Annotated in this window: 19 protein-coding genes and 1 tRNA gene; 13 read left to right on the top strand and 7 right to left on the bottom strand. The window is 67.3% G+C overall.

Annotated features, from left to right (window positions below):
* Positions 1 to 17 precede the first annotated feature (17 nt).
* Together ACWGSK_RS13280 and ACWGSK_RS13275 are read right to left on the bottom strand one after the other, a co-directional pair.
* Positions 18 to 710, bottom strand: a complete 693-nt coding sequence (locus ACWGSK_RS13280; RefSeq protein WP_358514726.1) for a response regulator transcription factor — start codon at positions 708 to 710, stop codon at positions 18 to 20.
* 55 nt (positions 711 to 765) lie between these two features.
* Positions 766 to 2,364 carry a sensor histidine kinase gene (locus ACWGSK_RS13275; RefSeq protein WP_358514724.1) on the bottom strand — a complete coding sequence of 533 codons (1,599 nt, stop codon included), beginning with the start codon at positions 2,362 to 2,364 and terminating at the stop codon, positions 766 to 768.
* A 96-nt stretch (positions 2,365 to 2,460) separates the two neighbouring features.
* On the opposite strand from ACWGSK_RS13275, the gene ACWGSK_RS13270 reads away from it, so the two are divergent.
* Positions 2,461 to 3,714, top strand: a complete 1,254-nt coding sequence (locus ACWGSK_RS13270; RefSeq protein ID WP_358514722.1) for an MFS transporter — start codon at positions 2,461 to 2,463, stop codon at positions 3,712 to 3,714.
* A 25-nt stretch (positions 3,715 to 3,739) separates the two neighbouring features.
* On the opposite strand, the gene ACWGSK_RS13265 is transcribed toward ACWGSK_RS13270, so the two are convergent.
* On the bottom strand, positions 3,740 to 4,510 hold the full coding sequence (locus ACWGSK_RS13265; RefSeq protein WP_358514720.1) for a DeoR/GlpR family DNA-binding transcription regulator: 771 nt from the start codon (positions 4,508 to 4,510) through the stop codon (positions 3,740 to 3,742).
* 228 nt (positions 4,511 to 4,738) lie between these two features.
* On the opposite strand from ACWGSK_RS13265, the gene ACWGSK_RS13260 reads away from it, so the two are divergent.
* The gene (locus ACWGSK_RS13260; protein WP_452455927.1) at positions 4,739 to 5,515 is read left to right on the top strand and encodes a glycerophosphodiester phosphodiesterase; all 777 of its coding nucleotides are present in this window, start codon (positions 4,739 to 4,741) and stop codon (positions 5,513 to 5,515) included.
* 224 nt (positions 5,516 to 5,739) lie between these two features.
* Positions 5,740 to 6,360, top strand: a complete 621-nt coding sequence (locus tag ACWGSK_RS13255) for a TetR/AcrR family transcriptional regulator (protein WP_358516359.1) — start codon at positions 5,740 to 5,742, stop codon at positions 6,358 to 6,360.
* A 40-nt stretch (positions 6,361 to 6,400) separates the two neighbouring features.
* On the opposite strand, the gene ACWGSK_RS13250 is transcribed toward ACWGSK_RS13255, so the two are convergent.
* Together ACWGSK_RS13250 and ACWGSK_RS13245 are read right to left on the bottom strand one after the other, a co-directional pair.
* On the bottom strand, positions 6,401 to 8,302 hold the full coding sequence (locus ACWGSK_RS13250; protein ID WP_452455926.1) for a GDSL-type esterase/lipase family protein: 1,902 nt from the start codon (positions 8,300 to 8,302) through the stop codon (positions 6,401 to 6,403).
* Positions 8,303 to 8,745: 443 nt separating this feature from the next.
* A tRNA-Ile gene (locus ACWGSK_RS13245) sits at positions 8,746 to 8,818 on the bottom strand.
* Between the two features lie 540 nt (positions 8,819 to 9,358).
* On the opposite strand from ACWGSK_RS13245, the gene ACWGSK_RS13240 reads away from it, so the two are divergent.
* Entirely contained in the window at positions 9,359 to 11,188 is a 1,830-nt protein-coding gene (locus ACWGSK_RS13240) for a tetratricopeptide repeat protein (RefSeq protein ID WP_452455925.1), read from the top strand.
* Between the two features lie 103 nt (positions 11,189 to 11,291).
* On the opposite strand, the gene ACWGSK_RS13235 is transcribed toward ACWGSK_RS13240, so the two are convergent.
* A complete protein-coding gene (locus ACWGSK_RS13235) occupies positions 11,292 to 11,789 on the bottom strand; it encodes an N-acetyltransferase family protein (protein WP_452455924.1) in 498 nt (165 codons plus the stop codon).
* 1 nt (position 11,790) lies between these two features.
* A complete protein-coding gene (locus ACWGSK_RS13230) occupies positions 11,791 to 12,582 on the bottom strand; it encodes a GntR family transcriptional regulator (RefSeq protein WP_452455923.1) in 792 nt (263 codons plus the stop codon).
* Positions 12,583 to 13,206: 624 nt separating this feature from the next.
* On the opposite strand from ACWGSK_RS13230, the gene ACWGSK_RS13225 reads away from it, so the two are divergent.
* The 9 genes from ACWGSK_RS13225 to ACWGSK_RS13185 all read left to right on the top strand — a co-directional run bounded on the left by ACWGSK_RS13225 (position 13,207) and on the right by ACWGSK_RS13185 (position 20,558).
* A complete protein-coding gene (locus tag ACWGSK_RS13225; protein WP_452455922.1) occupies positions 13,207 to 13,458 on the top strand; it encodes a hypothetical protein in 252 nt (83 codons plus the stop codon).
* Complete coding sequence (locus ACWGSK_RS13220; RefSeq protein WP_452455921.1) at positions 13,458 to 13,607, top strand: hypothetical protein; 150 nt, start codon at positions 13,458 to 13,460, stop codon at positions 13,605 to 13,607. Before ACWGSK_RS13225 ends, ACWGSK_RS13220 begins: the two co-directional genes overlap by 1 nt.
* A complete protein-coding gene (locus ACWGSK_RS13215) occupies positions 13,604 to 14,254 on the top strand; it encodes a hypothetical protein (RefSeq protein ID WP_452455920.1) in 651 nt (216 codons plus the stop codon). Before ACWGSK_RS13220 ends, ACWGSK_RS13215 begins: the two co-directional genes overlap by 4 nt.
* Before the next feature lie 103 nt (positions 14,255 to 14,357).
* Positions 14,358 to 15,512: a hypothetical protein gene (locus ACWGSK_RS13210; RefSeq protein ID WP_452455919.1), complete on the top strand. Its 1,155-nt coding sequence runs from the start codon at positions 14,358 to 14,360 to the stop codon at positions 15,510 to 15,512.
* Positions 15,513 to 15,723: 211 nt separating this feature from the next.
* Positions 15,724 to 16,164: an RRQRL motif-containing zinc-binding protein gene (locus ACWGSK_RS13205; RefSeq protein WP_452455918.1), complete on the top strand. Its 441-nt coding sequence runs from the start codon at positions 15,724 to 15,726 to the stop codon at positions 16,162 to 16,164.
* Positions 16,165 to 16,190: 26 nt separating this feature from the next.
* Complete coding sequence (locus ACWGSK_RS13200; RefSeq protein ID WP_452455917.1) at positions 16,191 to 16,373, top strand: hypothetical protein; 183 nt, start codon at positions 16,191 to 16,193, stop codon at positions 16,371 to 16,373.
* A complete protein-coding gene (locus ACWGSK_RS13195; protein ID WP_452455916.1) occupies positions 16,373 to 16,561 on the top strand; it encodes a hypothetical protein in 189 nt (62 codons plus the stop codon). The genes ACWGSK_RS13200 and ACWGSK_RS13195 overlap by 1 nt, the downstream gene beginning before the upstream one ends.
* Positions 16,562 to 16,575: 14 nt before the next feature.
* Positions 16,576 to 18,285, top strand: a complete 1,710-nt coding sequence (locus tag ACWGSK_RS13190; protein WP_452455915.1) for a hypothetical protein — start codon at positions 16,576 to 16,578, stop codon at positions 18,283 to 18,285.
* Between the two features lie 95 nt (positions 18,286 to 18,380).
* Entirely contained in the window at positions 18,381 to 20,558 is a 2,178-nt protein-coding gene (locus ACWGSK_RS13185; protein WP_452455914.1) for a hypothetical protein, read from the top strand.
* Positions 20,559 to 20,684: the final 126 nt, after the last annotated feature.

The raw sequence follows: 20,684 nt of genomic DNA, 5'->3' as shown, positions 1-20,684 counted from the left end.
CCGTTCGATCTCGGCGCTCACGTCGGCCCGGGCCCGAGCCTCCCACCGTCGTCGGCGTCCCGCTCCACCAGGCCCGCCTCGTAGGCGAGGATGGCGGCCTGGACCCGGTTCTTCATCCCCAACCGGCCGAGGATGGCGCTCACGTAGCTCTTGACGGTGCCCTCCACCAGGAAGAGCCGTCCGGCGATGTCGGCGTTGGACAACCCCGTGCCGACCAGGGCGAGCACCTCACGTTCGCGATCGGTGAGTTCGGCCAGACGTTCGGCGGCGGCGGCCTCCCTGGCCGCCCTCCCGGAACCGATCCGGCTGATCACCTGCCGTGCCACGTGTGGGGACAGGTAGGCGCCACCGTCCGCGACGGCGTGCACTCCGGAGATGAGCTGGCGCGGGTCACCGGCCTTGAGCAGGAACCCGGCGGCCCCGTCACCGAGCGCCTGGGCGATGTACTCGTCCTCGCCGAAGGTGGTCAGGATGACGACCCGGGTGTCCGGCGCGAGCTTGCGGAGTTCGGCCGTGGCGGCCAGGCCGTCCATCCGGGGCATGCGGATGTCGAGCAGGGCGACGTCGGGGCGGTGGGCGAGGACGAGTTCCACGGCCTCGCGTCCGTCCGCCGCCTCGGCCACCACCTCGATGTCCGGGTCGCTCTCCACGATGGCCCGCACACCCGCGCGGATCATCGCCTCGTCGTCGGCGAGCAGCACCCTGATCACGAACGTTCCTCCTCGGGGGTCGGTGGTCCGCGGGAAGCATCCCACAAGGGCCCGATCACGGCCCCCGCAACTCCTCCTTGCTGACCAGGACCCCGTCCTCGTAGCAGAGTTGGTAGAAGTCCGCGTCGGTGTCGGACGCTCCCTGATCGACCCGGTACTGGTCGCAGTCGGGGTCGGGGTCGGCGACCTCTTCGAGCTGTGTCGTCTGGTCGAGCGGGTAGGCGGGCAGCAGGGGGGCGAGTTCGTCCTGGTCGCGCCCCACCTCGACCTCGGCGTAGTCCTGCGGGGAGAGTGTGGACTCCGTGAGGACGTCGAGGACGAACAGGTACATCAAGACGGCCACGGCCATGAGCAACATGATGGGAGCGGCGAACAGCGCCACGGACCAGTTCCGGACCCCGCGACGGGCATTGTGCCGGAGCCGGTCGATCTCCGCGGCGCCGTCGGTGCGGATCTCCTCGTCCGGAACCGCCTCACCGTCCAGAGGCAGGATCGCGCACACCTCCCAGCCGTTCTCGGCGGGACCGGCCGCGAAGGTGCCGCCGGTCAGCCGGACCCGTTCCCGCAGGCCGGCGAGTCCACGGTGACCGCTGACCGCGCCCTCCCCGGAAGCGCCCTCGGTGGCGGTGTTGGTGACATGGACCGCCAACCTTCGGCTGTCGGCGGTGAGCCGCACCGTGGCCCGCGACTCCGGGGCGTACTTGACGACGTTGGTGAGGGACTCCTGCACCACCCGGTGGGCGGCTCGATCCACCATCGGGGCCAGATCCTCCATCGGTCCCTCCTGGACGAGCATCACCCGGAGTCCGGAGTCGCGGACCCGTTCGACCAACGCGACGACGCTCTCGCCGGCGGGGCCGGTGGGCGCCGACCGCTCGCCTTCGTCGTCGTTCAGGACCCCGATGATCTCGCGCAGGTTCCGGGTGGCCGAGACCGCGGTCTCCCGAAGCTCGACCACCTTCTCCCGGTGCCGTTCGTCCAGGTCGCGGGCGACCTCCAGGGCACCCGCCCGGAGCGCGATGAGGGTGAGTTCGTGGCCCAGGGAATCGTGCATGTCGCGGGCGATGCGGGAACGTTCGCGCATCCTTGCCTGGTCCGCGGTCAGCCGTTGCTCCCGGCGTGACCGGCGGGCCTGTTCCCATCCGCCCTCGATCAGTTCCACGTGTTGGCGTCGGTAGACACCGACCAACCACGGCACGGCCACGGACAACACGGTCACCAGGAGCGAGAGGATCCAGATCACCGGTTCCCCGCCCATCCCGCTGCGCCACACGTCGGCGAACACCACGACCGCGAACACGATGAGGATCGCCACCGGCCTCGCCTTCGGGGAACGCCGTCCGGCCAGGTAGGACGCGCACGTCAGCACGACGACGAAGGCCAGGAGCAGGTAGCCGAGGATCATGGCCGCGCAGGGGGCGAGCAGCGGATGGAGACGGCCGAGCAGTACCACCACCACCGGCCCGATGAGCGCGCCCAGGACTTGCCAAGGGCCGAGGATGTCCAGCACCGACAACGCGTACAGTTCGGCGGCCATGAGCAGGTAGAAGCCCAGTGTCAGGAAGACGTCGCGTACGACCGCGCTCCGGTCGGGCCAGCCGGGCCCGGGGGTGAGGAATGAGCGTGGCCCGCCGAGGGGATGGGGGTGGTCCATGGGAGGGAACCTACACATTCGCGAACCCGAATCGGGACTTCGGTGGACCTATCATGGGATGGTTCGCGGCCGAGGGCGAGTACAGAACGAGGGCGGATGTCACCATTTGAAACCCTGCGGCGCATGCACCGGATCGCCGGTTGGCCGTTGCTCCTCGCCACCTTCCTGGCCCGTCTCCCCATCTCGATGACCTTGATCGGGCTCCTCACGCTCGTCACCGTCACCACCGGCAGCGTCGCCGCGGCAGGGCTGGTCTCGGGCGCGTTCGCCCTCGGAGAGGCCGTGGGCGGCCCCGTCATCGCCCGTTTCGCCGACCGTCACGGGCAACGTCTCCCGGTCCTGGTCACGGCCTTGGTGGACACCGTCCTGATCGCCGCGCTCGTCATCGCGGTGATCGCCGACGCCCCCTTGGCGGTGCTGGTCGCGCTCGCCGCACTCGGCGGCCTGTGCCTGCCCCAGGTCGGCCCCATGGCACGCACCCGTTGGGTGGTACTGATCCGCGAGGGGCCCGAGCGCGGCCTGGAGCGCGAACGCTCGGTGTCGGCCGCCATGTCCGTGGAGGGCGTACTGGACGAGGCGTCCTTCGTCCTGGGCCCGGCGCTCGTGGGCATTCTCACCGTGACCATGTCCCCCACCGCGAGCGTCATCGGCGCCGCCGTGCTCCTGGGCGTGTTCGGCACCGTGTTCGCCCTGCACCCCACCGCCCCGTCCGGCAGCGCGCCGGCGCCCGGTAACGGCGGGCGCATCCTGCGCCCGGCCCTGATGGTGCTGACCGTCCCCATGTTCTGCCAGGGCCTGTTCTTCGGCGGGATGTCCACGGGTGTGACCGCCTTCGCCGACAACGCGGGCCACGGCGACCTGTCGGGGCTCATGTACGCGGTGATGGGGACCAGCAGCGCCGTGGCGGGCCTGCTGATGGCCTCGTTGCCGGTGGGGTTCACCCTGACCGCCCGCACGCGAGTGGCCGCCGCGGGGTTGGCCCTGCTCACCCTGCCGCTGTACCTGGAACACGGTCCCGCGACACTCGCCGTGACGCTCTTCGCGCTCGGCTTCGCGATCGGCCCGCACATCGTGAGTCTGTTCGGTCTGATCGAGCGGGCCGCTCCGCCCGAACGGCTCTCGCAGTCCATGGCCATCGTACTGAGCTGTCTGATCCTCGGGCAGGCGCTGGGTTCCATGGTCGCCGGGGCCCTCGCCGACGCCCACGGTCACTACGGCGCGTTCGCGCTGGGGACGGCGGGCGGTGTCATCTCGCTGGCGATGACCACCCTGGTGATGCGGGGTCGTTGGTACACGCGCCGGAACGAGTCGGCCCCGGAGGCGCCCGCCGAACCCTCGTTGAGGACGTAGTCGGTGCGCCGCCGGGGCCGGGGCGTTATTCGCTGGGGACGATCTGGAGACGGATCTCGCGCTCGGTGAGCTCGTCCACCGCCGAACGGGGCAACCGGTCGTCGGTGACGATCAGGTCGAACTCCTCCAGACGGGCCACCCGGAAGGTGCCGAACTTGCCGTACTTGGTGCTGTCCACCACCAGGACGCTCTTGGAGGCGATGCGCAGCAACTCCTGCTTGGCGATCACCTTGGCCTCGGACGGGGTGGTGGAGCCGCGGTCGACGTCCCAGGAGCTGCTCGCGATGAACGCGAGGTCCACGTTGACCTTGCGCAGGAAGTCCGCGGTGAACTGGCCGACCGAGGAGTGGTCCGAGTGCGAGACCACGCCACCGGTGTGGATCAGCTCGATGCCCGGGTACTCCATGAGGTGGCCGACGACGTTGAAGTCGCTGGTGATGACGGTCAGCCCCACCTTGTCGGTGAGCAGCGGCACCATCTGCAGCGTGGTCGTGCCCGCGTCCAGGTAGATGGTGAAGTTCTCGCGCACCAGGTCGGCGGCGGCGCGCGCTATGGCGCGCTTGGCGGGGACCTCCAGCTGGGCCTTGGCCAGGTAGGAGGGTTCGCTCTTGAGACGGGCGGCCAGACGCACCCCGCCGGTGACCGACAGGACCTTGCCGTCGTTCTCCAGGGCCTGGATGTCCCGGCGCACCGTCATGTGGGACACGGACAGCATCGACGTGAGCTCGTTGATACTCAGCACATGGCGCTCCTGGAGGAGTTTGAGGATGTGCTCTCGTCGTTGGTCCGGAATCATCGTTCGCCTCACACTCGGGGCCTGCCTGAGGGTGCCGTGCCGTCACGACACCCGATAACAAAGTTTCCCAGTTCGTCGCGGTCGGAACGGACCGACGCGACGTGACAACGCTCGCACTGGGTCCGCGGGGGACCATCCATGCGTCCACAAGCCCGACAGGGACGGCCTTGGTAGGCGTTTTTCCTGTTTGCGCCACGTGCGGCGCCGGTTTTTGCGACCCTTGGACACATGACGTTGTCCATCGCACTACGCGGAGACACCGCACGCTACCCGGGTAACACGCTGCCGGCCCTACGTTCAGCCTTGCGCGGCGGGGTCGACCTGGTCAAGATCGACGTCCACCTGACCGCGGACGGATATCCCGTCCTGGTGGACGAACGTGTCGTGACCGTCCCGGGTTCCCAGACTCGCCAGGTGGGTGAACTGACCCTGGCCGAGCTCGCCGCCGCTCGCGAGGACGTGGAGCGGCGTGTCCCGACACTGATGGAGGTCCTGGCCGAGTTCTGCGGCCGGGAGGCCTCCCCGCTGATGATCGACGCGCTCACACCCGAGACGGCCCTGGCCGCCGACAAGGTGTTGCGCGAACACGGTTTCGTCGATCAGGCCCTGTTCACCGGACCGGTGGAGGTGCTCCGGGCGCTGCGCGAGCGCAGCCCGGGCGCGCGGCTGATGCTGGCCTGGGATCGGCCGGGGGCCCCACCGCAGGACCTGGTGCGTTCACTGTGTCCCACTTTCCTGGGCACTCACTACACCCTGTTGGACCGGGAAACGATCGGTGAGATACACCGTTCCGGTCACCGGGTGGTCGCCTGGACCGTGAACGAATTCCCGGAGATGGCACGACTCATCGGAATGGGAGTGGACGCACTGGCCACCGAACGCGTCGACGACCTGGTGTCGTTGACCACCGGCCGGGCGCAGGCGCCTCCGATACCCGTGGAAGCCGATTCCGGTGCCCTTCCCCCCGTTGCCCCCGGGGTGGCCGGCGCGAATCGGGTTCCCTGACGATCCGCACGTGTCAGGGGTGGAGGGAGGGGTCCGTCCACCCCTGACGAAAACGCCGAAAGGTACATCGACCACTTCAACCAGAACATCGACAACATACGTATCGTGATCTCGACATTCCTCATCGAGTTTCGCCGTTCCACGCAATTCGCCACCCCTTCGGCGATATCCTTGGCGCCCTTCCCCTTAAAGGCGTACGACGACCGACTGAGATAACCAGAGCAATGACGGCCGACCTCTCCCCTCACGCACTGCGCACCACGGCCCCCGTCCTGGAATGCGCCGCCCGCCTGTTCGACGAACACGGCTCTCGCGGCATGCCCATGTCCGTCCTGACCCAACGGATCGCCGTCGAGACCGACATCGACGCCGCCGACCTACGGCGTGCCTTCCCCACGCGTTTGGACCTGATCCACGCGGTCGTCCTGCACGCCACCCACGAGCACGTCCAGGACCGGCTGGCCGCCGACGATCCGCGTGCGAGCGCCACCGAGCGCATGGCCGGCCTCGTGCGCGGCCACATCATCGGTGGTTGGAAGCACCGCACCGCCCTCGCGCTCAGCCGCGAACTCATGCCCACCCTGCGCGCCATCGACCCCGCCCGATACCGGGAGATCGCCGGGCTGTACCGCGCCCTGCGCGAACGCGTGCGGGAGATCGTCGTCGCCGGGGTCACCGAAGGCCGCTTCGTGGTGACCGACACGGGCGGGGCCGCCGACAAGGTCCTGGAGACCTTCGACTCCCTCGTGCACTGGTACGACCCCGAGGCCGGGTTGAGTCTGCGGGACCTGAGCGAGGTCTACGTCGACCTGGTCATCCACCACCAGCTGGGCTGTCCTCGCTGAACCGTGCGGCTTCCGCCCCGGGCCGTGCCCCGCCTCCGGGTCACACCCCGAGCAACTCGTACAGGTCCACCGACTCGGCGATCGCGCGCAGACCCGCGTCGTTGGGGTGCAGGTGGTCACCGGAGTCGTACTCGGGCCGCATCCGCGTCGGGAACTCCGGGTCGCGCAGCACCGCTTCGAAGTCCCACACCCCGGCGAACGACGACTCCGGGTCGTACGCCTGTTCGCGCAGGTAGGAGTTGACCCGGCTCCGTTGTTCCTCCACCGTGGCCGTGCAACGCGGCGATCCGGCGCACGGCGCCAACGTCGACACGAACACCCGCACGTTGTGGTCCCTGCCCATCCGCGCCAGCCGGTTCAGACCCGCGATCACCTCCTCGGAGGAGGCACCCCAGCGCAGGTCGTTGATGCCCGCGAACACCACCACGGTGCCCACGCCGCTCTGCGAGAACACGTCCCGTTGGGCCCGGTGCAACATGCTCACACCGTTGGCGTAGACCGAGACGCCCTCACCCGGGTAGCCGTCGGCCGTGACCCGGTTGCCGGCCACCCCCAGGTTCAGCACACCCGGGTCGGGCAGGTCCCGGCTCGCGTGCAGGCGCTGACTGAGCACGTCCGGCCAGCGCCGGTGGGCGTCCCTGGTCGAACGGATGCCGTCGGTGATGGAGTCCCCGAAGGTCACCACCGAGCCCGGACCGTCCGTCACCTCGATCCCGGTGAGGAAGGGCCACTGGTCCACCTCGCCCGTGTAGGGCTCACCCGAGCGGTCCAGGGTCTGGTCTCCGCTGCCCGGGGGGCTGGTGTAGTTGGTGTCCACCGCCGCGTAGTGGATCGGCGCCGACCGCACCTGTTCGGGCAGGTGGATGCTGACCAGGGCCTCGGTCTGCGGTGGTAGCAGTACTTCCACAGGGTCGCTGAACAGGCGACCGCCGGCCGGGATGACGGCACCGGGCGCCCCGTCGAAGGTCAGTGGGACGGCCGCGCCGTACGTGGCCGGGCCGTCTCCCTGCAGGGCGATGGACGCCGCCCCGATGGTGACCGGACGCGCGGCGAAGGTGTTGTCCAACCGCACGCGCACCTTGTGGCCGCCGGTGGTGGAGCGCACCGCCAGGCGCAGGGTCTGGTCCTCCCAGGGACCGACCTCGGCGTATCCGGAGGTGGCGCGCGCCCAGGTTCCGGTCCACTCCTGACCCGCCGGGCGTCCGCCCACGGAGAACACGTGCATGTTCGCTCGGGGGTCGGCGACCTCGGGCATGACCACGTGGTCGACCTCGCGGCCGGGGTCCAGGGGGATCGAGCGCGCGTATAGGCGCACCGAACCGATGGCGTCCTGCCCGAAACCGGTCGAGAAGTTCGCGTAGGGAAGGGTCAGGGCGGCGTCTCCGGCGGGGCCGGCCACCCACTCCGGGACGACCAGGTCGAACTTGTGCTCCTCACCATCGGTGTAGACCACGCTGCCCACACCGCGAACGTCGGCCCCGGTGCCGTCGGTGCGGGTCCCGGTGGCCAGGAAGGTCACCGAGTCCATCCGGGTGGGGACGTCGGTCAGGGCGAGGCGTTGACCTTCGGCGACCATGTGGTCGGGGCGTCCCTCCCCGTAGGCGGGCAGGCGCAGCTCGGTGTCCAGCAGGGTGACCTCTCCACCGGGGAGCCAACCGGCGGATTCGAGCGTGCGCGCGGACAGGCTGTTGCCCGCGCCGTCGAGATCGCCTCCGTCGGCATCGCCGTCCTCGGAGACACCGGTGCGATCCAGCAGGGAGGCCAACGGGAGGGCGTCCGAGCGCTCGGACTCCGGCACGGAGCGATAGGTCACCTCGAAGGCGTCCTCAGGGCCGATCCCGGTCAACAGGATCGCGCCCGCCACGGCCACCGCGACCCAACGCAGGGCCTGGACGGGTCGAGGCCGCCGCCACCCCGTTCGTGTCGATCGACCTCCGTCCACTCCACGCCTTCCCCCGGTCGCACCATGTCCTTCGACCCGTCCGACGTACTCATCCCGGCGTTGGTTGCCGAGACCTGGGACACGTCGGGCCCCTCGGGCCGGCCGCCAGTTTAGGGGAGGTCGGGCTACCGGCCCGCCCCTCGCCGGTCACTGAGGACGGACCCACATGCCTCGATTCCGAACGGTCTTTCTGCTTTGTGCGAGAAATCCCCCATATGCATAAACGGGAGAACCATTCGGACAAAGGTCACGGCAGTCGAGAGAGTTGCCCAACCCCACCCAGAGCGACCGTTTCGGTAGAGCCGGGAACAGCGACGGCCGAACGGCACGGGAGTAAGCGCCCCGGTCCGCGCCGCAACGATCCGTAGTCACTCGGATAACGAGAAAAGCGCCGCTGGCCTGTATCCGCAGGCCGGCAGCGCTTTTTGCATGCTGGGAAGGAGTAGGCCGGGCAGGACTCGAACCCGCGACCCAGGGATTATGAGTCCCAGGCTCCCCACACTGCCCTACCGGCCCTGACCTGCGGCGCAACGTCTTCGCTATCAGTGCGCCGAGGAACTTCAACGTGTATTCCCCGCAGCGACCCTCACCCCCAATGGCTAGCCAGTGGGGGGTTGTGCGCACCGGTCACTTTTAGAGACTAAGAAGAAGTAGCCTCCGCAGCCTCCGCACAGGACCACCGACAGACGCTGATCTGCGGAAACATGCGGATCCTGAAGAGGAACACCAGCCTCCGCACAGTCTCCTCAGCCCCCGGTTCAGCCTCCACCCCACAGAGAACTCCCATAGAGTGACAGAAGTCATACTCTAGCCCCCTGGGAGGCTCCGTGGAGCTCGGGGAGCACCGAGTCGAGGAGCCCGAGTACGCACTTCGCGTAGGCCAGCTCGACAGCCTCCGCCAGCATGGATGGCGGCTCGTCTCTGAGGTCGTTACCAAAGACCCCTGCAAGAGCTACATCAGTACCCAGTGGCCTAGCGATCCACAGGAACCTTACGATTTGACTGCAATTCTCAATAGAGAAGCTCTTTACCAAGAAGGACAACGAACATACTTGCATGTTCATCAGAAAGGAGTTCACCTTGCGCAATAACATCGGAGGCAAAGTATCAGGAACCTCTATTCAAGCCGAAACGATCCACAATGTTTCAATCCAAAGAATAAAAGAAAACAAAACCAACAACCAACCTCCTGGAAAGCCAATTTCCGCCCTCAAGGCCGACCCTCGAATGCTAGGAGTACATTCAGCTCGCAGGGGAATTGATGGATCACCACTACCTCCCTACGTCGAGCGAGATAAGGACGTAGAATTGCAGGCCCTACTTAGCCTATCGGCAGACCAGGGAGGTGCGATACTAATCGAAGGCGACTCGACTTCCGGAAAGACCCGGAGCGCACTTCATGCCGTCAGGAAAAAATTACCGGAATCGCTAATTTTCATCCCCACCCCCGGGCAAGACATAAATAATATTATCCCGCATATATCCACAGAGAAAAACCAGGGCCCTTCCATCATTTGGATGGATGACTTGCACCGGTTCCTCGGGCTAGGCGAACGCGGACTAAACGAGCAAGTAATGGACGATCTTCAGAATTGCAGGGCTCTCCTTGTAGCCACACTGCGCTCGGAATTCTCCGATATCTATCGTTCTCCACAGGGGGGAATCTCATCAATAGATGGGGGTCACTGGAAGGCGGCTCATGGCGAGCGTGAATCTATATCGCTACTACTGAGGAGGTTTGCCCGGGTCGAGCTTGAGAGAAATTGGTCGCTAGAAGAAGTTAACAGAGCTCGAGAGACAGGAGACGACCGCTTAGAAGAGGCTGCAAATTACCACAACACTCATGGTATTGCCGAATATATTGCAGCTGGTCCAGAACTCCTACGCAAATGGACTCAGGCTCGCAGGTCCACTCACCGGGGAGGCCACCCAAGAGGGCATGCAATCGTAGCTTCTGCAGTCGATCTAGCACGGACAGGTCTCCTCTCCGCAGTCACAAGGCAAGTGCTCGAGCAAACGCACCAGCACTACCTAGAAGGCGTCGCTGTACTTCGCCCTGAATCATTTAGCGAAGCACTAGAGTGGGCACAACAACCTGGACTAGGAGCGAGCGGACTTTTACTTCCCGCCAGTGATAATAATCAAAATTGGCGCGCCTTTGACTACCTAATCGAGGCAACATCTTCCCCTATCCCTAAAGCTGTATGGAGGATTGCTGCCAACCAGACAGAAAACCATGACGAACTTATGGCGATTGCCATAAACGCTCACTACTCCGGCCAGAATGAAATAGTCATGGAAATCTGCGGACCTCTCGCCCATAAGGGCGTGCCAAGGGCCATGAATCGAGTGGGTTACTGGGCACAAAGCAAGGGCTTAATAGACGAGGCCGAGGAATGGTACAAAAAAGCAGCAGCTGCCGGAAATACAAATTCCCTAGTAAACCTAGGATCAATCATGGCAGAGCGAGGCGACTACGCCCTCGCTGAAGATTTTTACCAACAAGCCGTCACTGCAGGAAATAGTACCGCCTTCTTTCACCTGGGACTTATGTTCGATAAAAAGGGTAATAAAAAAGAAGCGGAAGCATTCTATCGTCGTGCCATTGAAAACGGGAGCACGAAAGCCTCAGGACTACTAGGTACAATCCTCCACACCCAACACCGCTGGAAGGAAGCCGAAAAGTTCTACAGAAAAGGAGTCGCATCAGGAGACAGGTACGCTATTTACAATCTAGGAATCCTCCGAGAAAACCAAGGACACTACAGGGAGGCAGTTCAATTACTGCGCGAAGCACTAACACACTTCAACGAAGACGACGAAAGTTCTCCATTGACTTCCGCAAGGGAGATCATAGACCGCTGGAAAGACGCAACCTCTGATTAGCAATCTATTTTTCGGTTAACAAAGCAGCAATCCCGGGGATCCAAACTTTTTTTCTGTGACCCCACTATCTCTACTCTTTAAGCCACGGAATATGAACCTATAGCTAGGTAGATGGTGATACGTAGGCTTGGGCGGGGATAGAAGTTCCCGCAACGTCATGCTGAATCGCAGCGAGCCGTGCCCAGTCGAGATTCTCGTAGAGGCGGATCGCCTTCTGGTCTTTCTCCATTACGTCGAGAACCAGTCGGTGACCGCGCTCTTGTGCCCATTGCATGGCAGCCTCCGTCAACTTCCCCCCGAGCCGGTGCCCCCGAGCCGCCGGGGTGACGAACAAGCGCGCCAACACGTAGACCGGCTGGTCGCTCTTCTCCTTCCACAGCATCACCGCGGCTTCGTCGTGGGGCTCGCTGACAAGGACGTGCCCCACGGCCTTCCCATCCAGTTCTGCGACCCAGGCGGCCGTGAGCCCAGGAGGAGTGAGCCACCCCAGGGCATCATCGACCCCCTCGACCGGATAGCCGTCCTTGGCATGCACTTCTCGGAGCGCGGCGGCACAAGCGGGAAGGTCGTTCTCAGTGCGGGGGCGGATTCTGGCCGTCATGTCATCCCTCAATCGGCATGTCGTAGTCGAGTCCCCCGAAGTCTGCCCTCATGACGAAGTTCGTCACCTCGAAGGCAACCCCGTCCTGGTCGAATCCGGTGTGGAGAACATCGAGAACCGGGACCCCGTCCGGCAGATGTAGGCCGTGCACTTCTTCGGGAGTCGGCATGCGTGCCGTGACCTCTTCTCGGCTTCGGGTGATGGGGTGTCCCAGTTCCTCGAACCGCGCGTACAGACTCCCCTTGCCCAGTTGAGCTGAGGTCGCGAGGACACTGCCTTCCGCGATCGACCAGGGGATATAGGTGACTCCTACCTGGACCGTGTACTCGGAATCGTCATCGCTCGCGTAATACCAGTTCTCCCGCCGCACGACCGTGGGCTTGCCGGCCTCCAGCCCGAGGCGTTCCGCCACGTGGTCGGGAGGTGTCGCCTTCTCGATCGAAGTGCAGTCGACGCGAGGTGTGAGCCCCTGTTTCGCCAGTTCGGCACGGTAGGGCGACAGGCCGGTCGCTTCCCTTAGGCGCTTCGAGTAGCGCTCCCCGCCGAACCTGAGCAGCTTGCGCTTCCGGCGCACGAAGACCCCGCGGCCGTGCTGGACATCCACCAGCCCTTCCTCCGCCAGGAGCCGGATGGCCTCCCGGGCGGTGTTGCGGGCGCTCTTGTAGCGCTCCGCCAGCTTCCTCTCCGACTCCAGCTTGTGGCCAGCCGGAAGCTCCCCTGAAGCGATCGCCTCCCTGATTTCGTCCGCGATTCGCCTACTCGGAAGCCTCTTGTCCTGCGGGTTCTCGCTCATACAGAGGAGTCTACCCAACTGGCTCAAGCCAATAGCTTGACTGGCTTAAGCCAGCATGCTCTACTGGCGTCATCGCCACTGGCTCAAGCCACTTGATCCAGTGCGGGAGCCCGGTAGAGGACTCCGGTGACCGGGGCAGAGCCCTGTCCGCCGTGTGGAATCTCGGAGCGTTCGAGCTTTAAGAAGCCCCTGCGGCACATAGCGAGCAAGCCCTGACCCCATCCCGAGCAGACAAGGGACGGCGAAGGGAAGACGTGGCCACGGCACCCCGACAAGGGTGCGCCGGCTGGTGAACAACCAGCGGTACGGAATGGCCGCGCCGCACCCCTGGGGTGCCCGTCCGCCCCCGATCTCCGTGACTCAGCGAGGCCGGGGGCGAGCGGGGTCACCAGGGACACACCCGCTGACCACTCAACGGACGGAGAACCCCATGATCGACCTGCTGGCCGCCCCTGAGTTCGGCCTGATCGCCCTGGCCGCGATGCTCACCTCTGGCGTGGTCCTGTTGGTCATCGCGGTCCGCGCCGCGAACCGCTGACCAGATCCCAAACAGCAGAAGAGCCCCGCCGGGATGCCGCCCGGCGGGGCTCTGACACACCCACCCCACCTGCAAGGAGAGAACGAGTGCGTACCGCCATCATGCCGCCCCCGGCCGCCCCGGAAACTCTGGACCTGCCCGACTCGATCACCCCGGCCTCACTTACCGCGCTCGACATCACCGAAGCCGAATACCTGTGGGTCGACCACCTGTCCGACGAGACGGAGGAGGAGCGCGCCGCCCGGCTCACCGCCGGGGCGGACATCCTTCACGACCGCCTTTCGGAGATCGCCTCCCGATTGGTGGCCCCCGAGGTCATCGAGAACTGGTCCCGCTGATGATCGCGCTCCTGTTGATGCTCTTGGCCGCATTCGTGGTCTTAGCCCTGGTCGTGCTGTTGATGCACCTGACCGGCGGCCTCTTCTTGATCACTCACGAGCGCACCCTCCCCCGAACGAAGACCACCACGAAGGAGAACGTTCGATGAGCCGCTTGATGCACCGCACCTGTGACACCACTCTGGCCGCCCGCGAGTCCGAGCTGCGCGAGAGCACCACCCGCGCCGCCCGCCTGGAAGAGGCGCTCGACACCGAGATCGCCCGAGGCAAGCGCCGCCTGGACCAGCTCGCGCAGTCCGGTGACGCGCTGCTGGACTCCCGAATCAACGCCCAGATCGAGCGCAAGGCCGCGGCCGCTCGGGAGGCCGCGCTCCTGGAGGAGATCGACTCCCTCCAGCACCGGATCACCGACCTGGAGGAAGAGGACACCTCCCGCGAAGCGACGCTGGAGACCCGCCGGCGGCGGGTTGCGGAGATCGCGTTGGGGGGCGCCTGGTACGGGCCCGGGTTCGAGAGTTCACCGGGACGTGTGCAGGTTGCTCAGGCCCTGCTCGCCCTGCTCCTGGCTAGCTACGACGTCACCGTGACCTACCAGCGTGACGGCAACAGCAGCTGGTACTGGGCGATCGACGGCGACCCGATCAACCCCTACCGCTACAGCCACTCCAGCGCCACCTCCTCAGAGGAGGTGCTCCTTCGGCGGTACGGGTTCACCGACTCGGAGCTGTCCCAGATCCGCCGCGACGCCGAAGCCGCCTACCGCCGGATGCGGACCCTGACGGAGGACGACTTCTGATGGATCGCCACATCGCCGCCTTCGGCCTTTTCATCATGGCTCCGGCCGTGGTCATCGCCCTCATCGTCATGGCCTTCCAGGCCTGAAAGGAGACCCCCACACCATGAGCAAGCCCAAGAAGACCGACGTGCCGGCCACGGTGGACGCCTCCCAGGTACAGGAAGCAGTCCAGGCCGCCAAAACGCTGGCGTCCATCCCGGGGCAGGAGCTCCTGGAGGAGGCCGCGCACAACCCGGCGACCCGCCCCAAGTACGACACCCTCACCGCGCAGCGCCTGGAGCGCGAGCTGGAGCTGACCCACCAGCGCCGGCTGCGGGCCGCCGAAGAGGCAGACCGCAAGGAAGGCGAGACGGCCGAGATCGACCGCGCGATCGCCGCGGCTCGCAAGGCCACGTCGCCGGCCCGCACGGTGCTGGACATGACCCGCCACCAGCGCACGTTCGGCCGCGTGGTCCTGACCGCATCCCTCGCACTGAGCATCGGGTCCGCGATGGGGATGGCCGAACTGGTGGACAGCATGGACGGCCCCGTGCCGGTGGGCTACCTCGCAGAGGTCGGGCTGACCGGGTTGTCGACCACGGTGATCATCTGGCGCGGCATCCTGGCGCGGGCCGGCGCCGAGATCGAGGACACCACACAGAAGCTGTTCGCGTTCCTGGTGGCCGTCCCGCTGCTGGTGTCGATCGTGGGGTCCTCGATCGGGTCCGGCCCGGTCGGCGCCGCCTGCTCGATCGGCAGTGCGCTGTTCGCCGGTCTGGCCTACCTGATCAACACCAGCGCGGCCGCCACGATCGGTCAGGCCATCGCCAAGATCGACGCGGCCACCAAGAAGAACGACAAGAAGGAGGAGGTGGCCGCCCCGGCCGCCACCCCTGACGGCCCGCTTCCACGACGCCGCCCCCGCACCGAGGACACCTCGGTCGCGGACACCGGGATCGGGGACCGGGCGGCCGCGTGGCTGGAGGAGATCACCGCCGCCCGCCAGGGGGTGGACGAAGGGGCCGCCACCCCTGACGAGAGTGACCGCCAGGGAATGACGGAGACCCCGGCCACCCCGGATGTTCTGGGGCTTTACCCGGACCTGGAGGGCACCCGCTGGGAGATCATGCTGGCCATTCACGCCTACGGCCGGGACATCTCCAACCGCCAGCTCCACAAGCTGACGCGGAAGTCGCGCGACACCATCCGCACCCACCGCACGGCCCTGTGGCACGACAGCTACAGCGCCTTCGACCCCAACAAGGTCAACGACTCCTGATGATGATCCGCCACCCCTGACGGCCTTCTCCGTCAGGGGTGGCGGTGCCTCGCTCCGGCGGGCGCCCAGAGTCCCCGCGCCGCCCATGGCGCGGGGGCTCTGCGCACTACTCCGGCATCCCGAGCGCGGCCGGCAGACGCGCGGCCTTCGAGCCCGCGAGCCACGCCCGCCCGGAACCGCCACCCCACCGACAACTCAGAAAGGAGAGCACGTGGCCGCTTCCCCGACCCGCTTCCTCGACCCGACCGGCACCCGCTTCGGCATCCCCACCTACCCGTGGGGATGGTCCAAGCACTTCGACACCGACCTGGGCACCAAGGCTCAACTTCGCGAGCAGGGATTGAGCATCGCGGGTCTGGAGGTGGTGGCCCAACTGATGTGGGCCTCACGCAGGGCCGGGAACGTGGCCGGGGTACGCACCGCGAACCTGTACCGGCCCTCGCTGGCCCGGCCGGTCCGTCCCTTGACCTTGGCCCAAGAGCGCGCCCTTCTTCGCGCGCACCTGGCACGGCACACCTGCACCGAGTGCGACCGGATCTGGGACTTCTACCTGCCCACCGGCAACGACCGGATGTGCCCGCCCTCGTTCGGGTGCGCGGCCTCTGAGTCCCTGGTGGCCGAGTTCGAGGACCTGATGGCGGTGGCCGCCTGATGGGCCACCGCACCACGATCCGGCCGGTGCCGGTCCCTCAGTGGACCCTGCACCGGCCGCTGTGCACCTGCGGATGGGCAGGCGACATCGTGCGCACCCACCCGCTCGCCCGCGACCAGGTCGACGAACACCTGGCTAGCGAACACCCCGACACCATCCCCGTACCCGTGGCGCAGCCCGCGCTGTTCGACCTGCAAGGAGATCCCTGATGCTCCGTGGATGCCTGGCCCAGATCATCACCTGGGGCCTGATCGGTGCCGTTGTCCTGTGGTTCTTCCGCGCTCCTGAGTCCGTGGCCGGGCTCATCTCCGGAGCGTTCGGGCTGGTGACCGGCGGGGCTGACGCCCTGGGCCGGTTCGCGACCGCCCTGACCCCCACCATCAGCAACTTGTTCTAACTGAGGAGGTTGACGTGACCGTCACCGATGACCGCCAGGAGGTGCCCGACGCGGCCCCTCTTCCAGCCGAACCCTCCCCACCGGACACCGAACCGGACGGGGAGCATCACGATCAGGAGCACGAGCACGACGCGGATGGTCCGCCGCCGCTACCGCCGCTGCTGGAGACCGGCGCCTCGACTCTGGCCACCGCCGGGTCGGGCCTGTACGCCGCTGCCGGCCCGGCCGGGCTGGTGGCCGCCGCCGGCATCGCCACGGTGGCCGGGGTGGCCTACGGGATCCGCCACCACCAGAACAAGAAGAACACCACCGCAGGCACCACCGGTGCCGGGCGTAATGCTGCTGGTGGTCGGGGCCAGTTCTTCGGCTCCCCCGCCCTGGGTGGGGGTCGCGCCGGTCGTTCGGCCCGCTCGGGTACCGCGTCCGGCCGCTCCGGTGGCCGCGGTGCCGGCCCCGGACCGGGCGGGGGTCGGCACCGCTCCTCGCGGGCCGGCTCTGGCACTCTGGCCGGTGCCGGTGGCCGTAGCGCCCGCAGCGCCGGGCGCGGGGCTTTCGGTTCCTCGGGATCCTCCGGTCGGGGCGGGGGCCGGGGCCTGTTCGGTTCCGGCGCCTCCCGGGCCGGCACCCGCTCCTCCGGTGCCGGCTCCGGTGGTGGGTTGCTCGGTTCGGGTGCTTCCCGTTCGGGGCGCTCCGCCACCGGTCGGGGCGGGGGCCTGTTCGGCGGTGCGGCCGGCAGCCGTTCGGCCGGCTCCTCCAGACGCTCCCCGGGCCGTAGAGCCACCGGTGGTGGGCTGTTCGGTGGTGGGGCCGCAGGGCGTAGCGCACGCCGCGCCCGGGGCCGTTCCACCGCCATCACCGATCCGGCCATCCCGACCGGATCGGGTCGGGGCCCGATCCGCCGGGCGGTGCGCCGGGGCTGGGAGCACCCGCGCGCACACCGCGCCCGGGTGCGGGCCCGCAAGGGCTGGCACAAGAGCCGGGTCCGCACTCGTCGGATGGCGAGCCGTGCCCGAGTGCGGATCCGTTCGCACTCCCAACGCCTGGGCGACTACCTGCGCAAACGCAAGTGGGCGCTGCGGGTCCGGGGGTGGGGAACCTCGTTCTCGGACTGGTGGTCCCGCCTCTGGGACGGCCTGCGGGGCCGGGCCTCCGACCCTCGCTACGGCCGGCTCAAAGGCTGGCAGCTCACCGCTGCCGCCGCCGCGATCGGCGCCCTGGGTGCCGGCAAGAAGAAGAACACGCCCCGCCCCCCGCTGGTCGGGCGCATTATCGGCACCGCCGCCCCCACCCCGGGGGACGCCGGGCCGCTCACCATCGCCGGACGCACGCTTCTGGCGCTCACCACTGGAGAAGGAGAAGCACCGTTGGCACCCGAGGTTCAGAGAGTCAAGGACGCGGCCGAAGAGATGAAGGCGGCTCTGGCCCTGCTGGGTGGGTCCCAGGTCGGGATGCTCACCTACGAACAGGGGCTGAAGGAGCTGGGCCCGGTACTGGGGATCATCGCGGACGGGCTCAAGGACATGGCCACCACCGCCGAAGACGAACAGCCCCTCGACGGGAGCGTGCTGGAGTTCTTCGGCACGATCGAGGACGCCGCACGCGGCGCCTCCCAGGTCGCTGACGAGATGCCCGGTCTGTTCCGGGCCGCCCACGAGGTGGAACTGGAGCGGCTGGAGAACCCGCGTCGGGGCGAAGAGAAGTGGGACGTCTCCCAACAGCACTGACTCTGACCAAGCACATCACGGCACCGCCGAAAGGGGCGGGACCCGCGCGGGTCCCGCCCCTTCTGCCTGACCCCTGACCACCTCCTGGAGGAGACATGGCCGCGCCCACCACGCCCCCGAAGAAGAAGCGCAAGACCAAGGCCGACCTGGAAGCACACAAGCGCCGGTGGTCTCACGAGCAGGGACCGTTCCTGGGTGCGGTCAACGCCGCCTCCGCCGCCCTGGCGGTGGCCTCGGTCGGGTCACTGCCCGAAGTCGCTTTGGCCGCCGGGGCCCCTCTGGCGGTCGGTGCGATCGGAGCCACCGCCTCCTTCAGCCGGTCGGCCACCTCCAAGGCCCCGTGGCTGCCCCGGTTGTATCGGCCGGCCCGGTGGATCGGTTACACCGGTTGGTGCTCCTGGACGCTGGCCGCCGGCACCCCCTGGGACTTCACCGCGATGACCGCTCTGGGGGTGGGCACCATCGCCGCCGCGCTCCTCCAGCCCGCCTCGAAGTCCTTCGAGATCGCGGCCGAAGACCGGGCCTCCGCTGAGGAGCGGATCAAGGTCCGGGCTGGTCTGGCGGGGAAATGGGAGAGCAGGATCAACCGGATCTGTCGCATCCCCCGCCCGGGGGTGCGGGTGACCGACATCGCCGAGTGGATGATGCCCGACCCCGACAACCCCGGGGAGGAACGCCAGACCGGGATGTCGATCGTGCTGGAGTTGCCGGCCGGTTCTTCCTCGTGGAAGACCATCCGCCAGCGGGCCGAAGACCTGGCCTCGGACGCGGACCTGCCGGACGCCTGCGGGATCGAGGTCACCTCCCACGGCTCCCGGCGCCGAGTCCTGCTTTTGGTCTCCCAAGTGGACGCCCTGGAGGGCGACATCCCGGCCGGTGATGACTTCTCGCCGCTGTCCATCTACGATCCGCTCCCGGTGGGCATGCACCGCGACGGCTCCTACGTCAAGCTTCCACTGAAGTGGAAGTCGATGGCGCTGGTGGGCGCCACCGGGTCGGGCAAGTCCGCGCACCTCTCACTGGTCATGCGCCAGTTGCTGCGGTGCACCGACACCTTGGTCATGGGCATCGACTTCAACGGCGGCAAGGCGTTCCTGCCGTTCCTGCGGCCGTGGCTGGAGGGCACGTCTACCAAGCCCGCCATCGACTGGGTGGCCACCACCCCCAAGGAAGCACTGCTACTGCTCGACTTCCTGATCGGCGCCATCGCGACCCGTAGCGCCGGGTACGCGGACCTGATGGCCGAGGTCAACGACGACAAGGTCCCTTCCAGCCCGGCGATTCCGCACATCGAGCTGATCACCGATGAGGCCGCCGACCTGCCCCGCAAGATCAAGGACAAGCTCGTGGAACTGTCCAACCGCTCTCGGGCGGTGTCGATCCGGCCCCTGACCTGTGCGCTACGTGCGATCTCGGCCGGCGGGGAGCAGTTGCCCAAGCCGCTGCTGGCACAGGCCGGCGTCCGCACGGCCATGCGGGTCAACGAGGAAACCGAGCTCAACCACATGTACGGCTACAGCCGCGGGCTGCCCAAGGCTGACGAGATGCCCGAGGCCGGCTACGGGTTGGCTCAAGCCGACCCCGCGCACGCCCCCCGCATCTTCAAAGGGCTTCTGGTCAAGCCCACCGACTCCAGCAAGGTCGCGATCGAGACCGATGAGCGCCGCCCGGTCCTCGATGAGGTCACGATCAACACCGCCCGCGACACCTACCTGCGTCGATGGGACCGGGCGCACGCCGCCGGATGGTTGGGCACCAAACCTCCGGCCGCCCCGACCACACCAGCACCGTCCGCTCCGGTCCCCGACACCGCCGGCAGTGACCGGCCGGTGCAGCGCCTGGAGGAGATGGACCTGGGCGGGGCGGTGGAGAAGGCACGCGCCAAGAAACGGGAGTTGGAGGACCGCAACCGCCGAATGCGGGCCGCTCGCGATTCCGACGACGGGTTCGCCGAGATCGTGCGCGGCCTCCAGGGCCTCACCCCGCCTGAGGGTGGCCAAGTGCCCCGGCTCCTGGCGGTGGCGCTGGAACAGTCCACCGACAAGGGCGTGCATTACTCCGTGCTGGAGGAGACCACCCGGTTGCCGGGTGCTCGTATCCGGGAGCTGATGTCCCTCCTCGGGCTGCCTCCGGTGGACGCCACGTTCCGGATGCACCCCGGGACCGATTCCCCGAAGAAGCGCGGTTACCGGCGCCAGGACTTGGACCGGGTGGCCGCGGGAATCCAGCTCGGAGACGTCCAGGTGCCGGCCGAAGTTCGCGACGCTCTGTGATCGGTGGGTGCGTCCCACCTGGGACGCGCCCACCGTCCCACCCCGGGGACGCTGCTGGGACGTCCCAGCAGCGTCCCCTCATCGTCCCAGGCTCCTGGGACGCCTTCTGAACTGCGTGTCCCAGGC

This window comes from Nocardiopsis sp. NPDC055551 (assembly GCF_053619415.1).
This window is presented reverse-complemented; position numbering and strand designations above follow the sequence as displayed.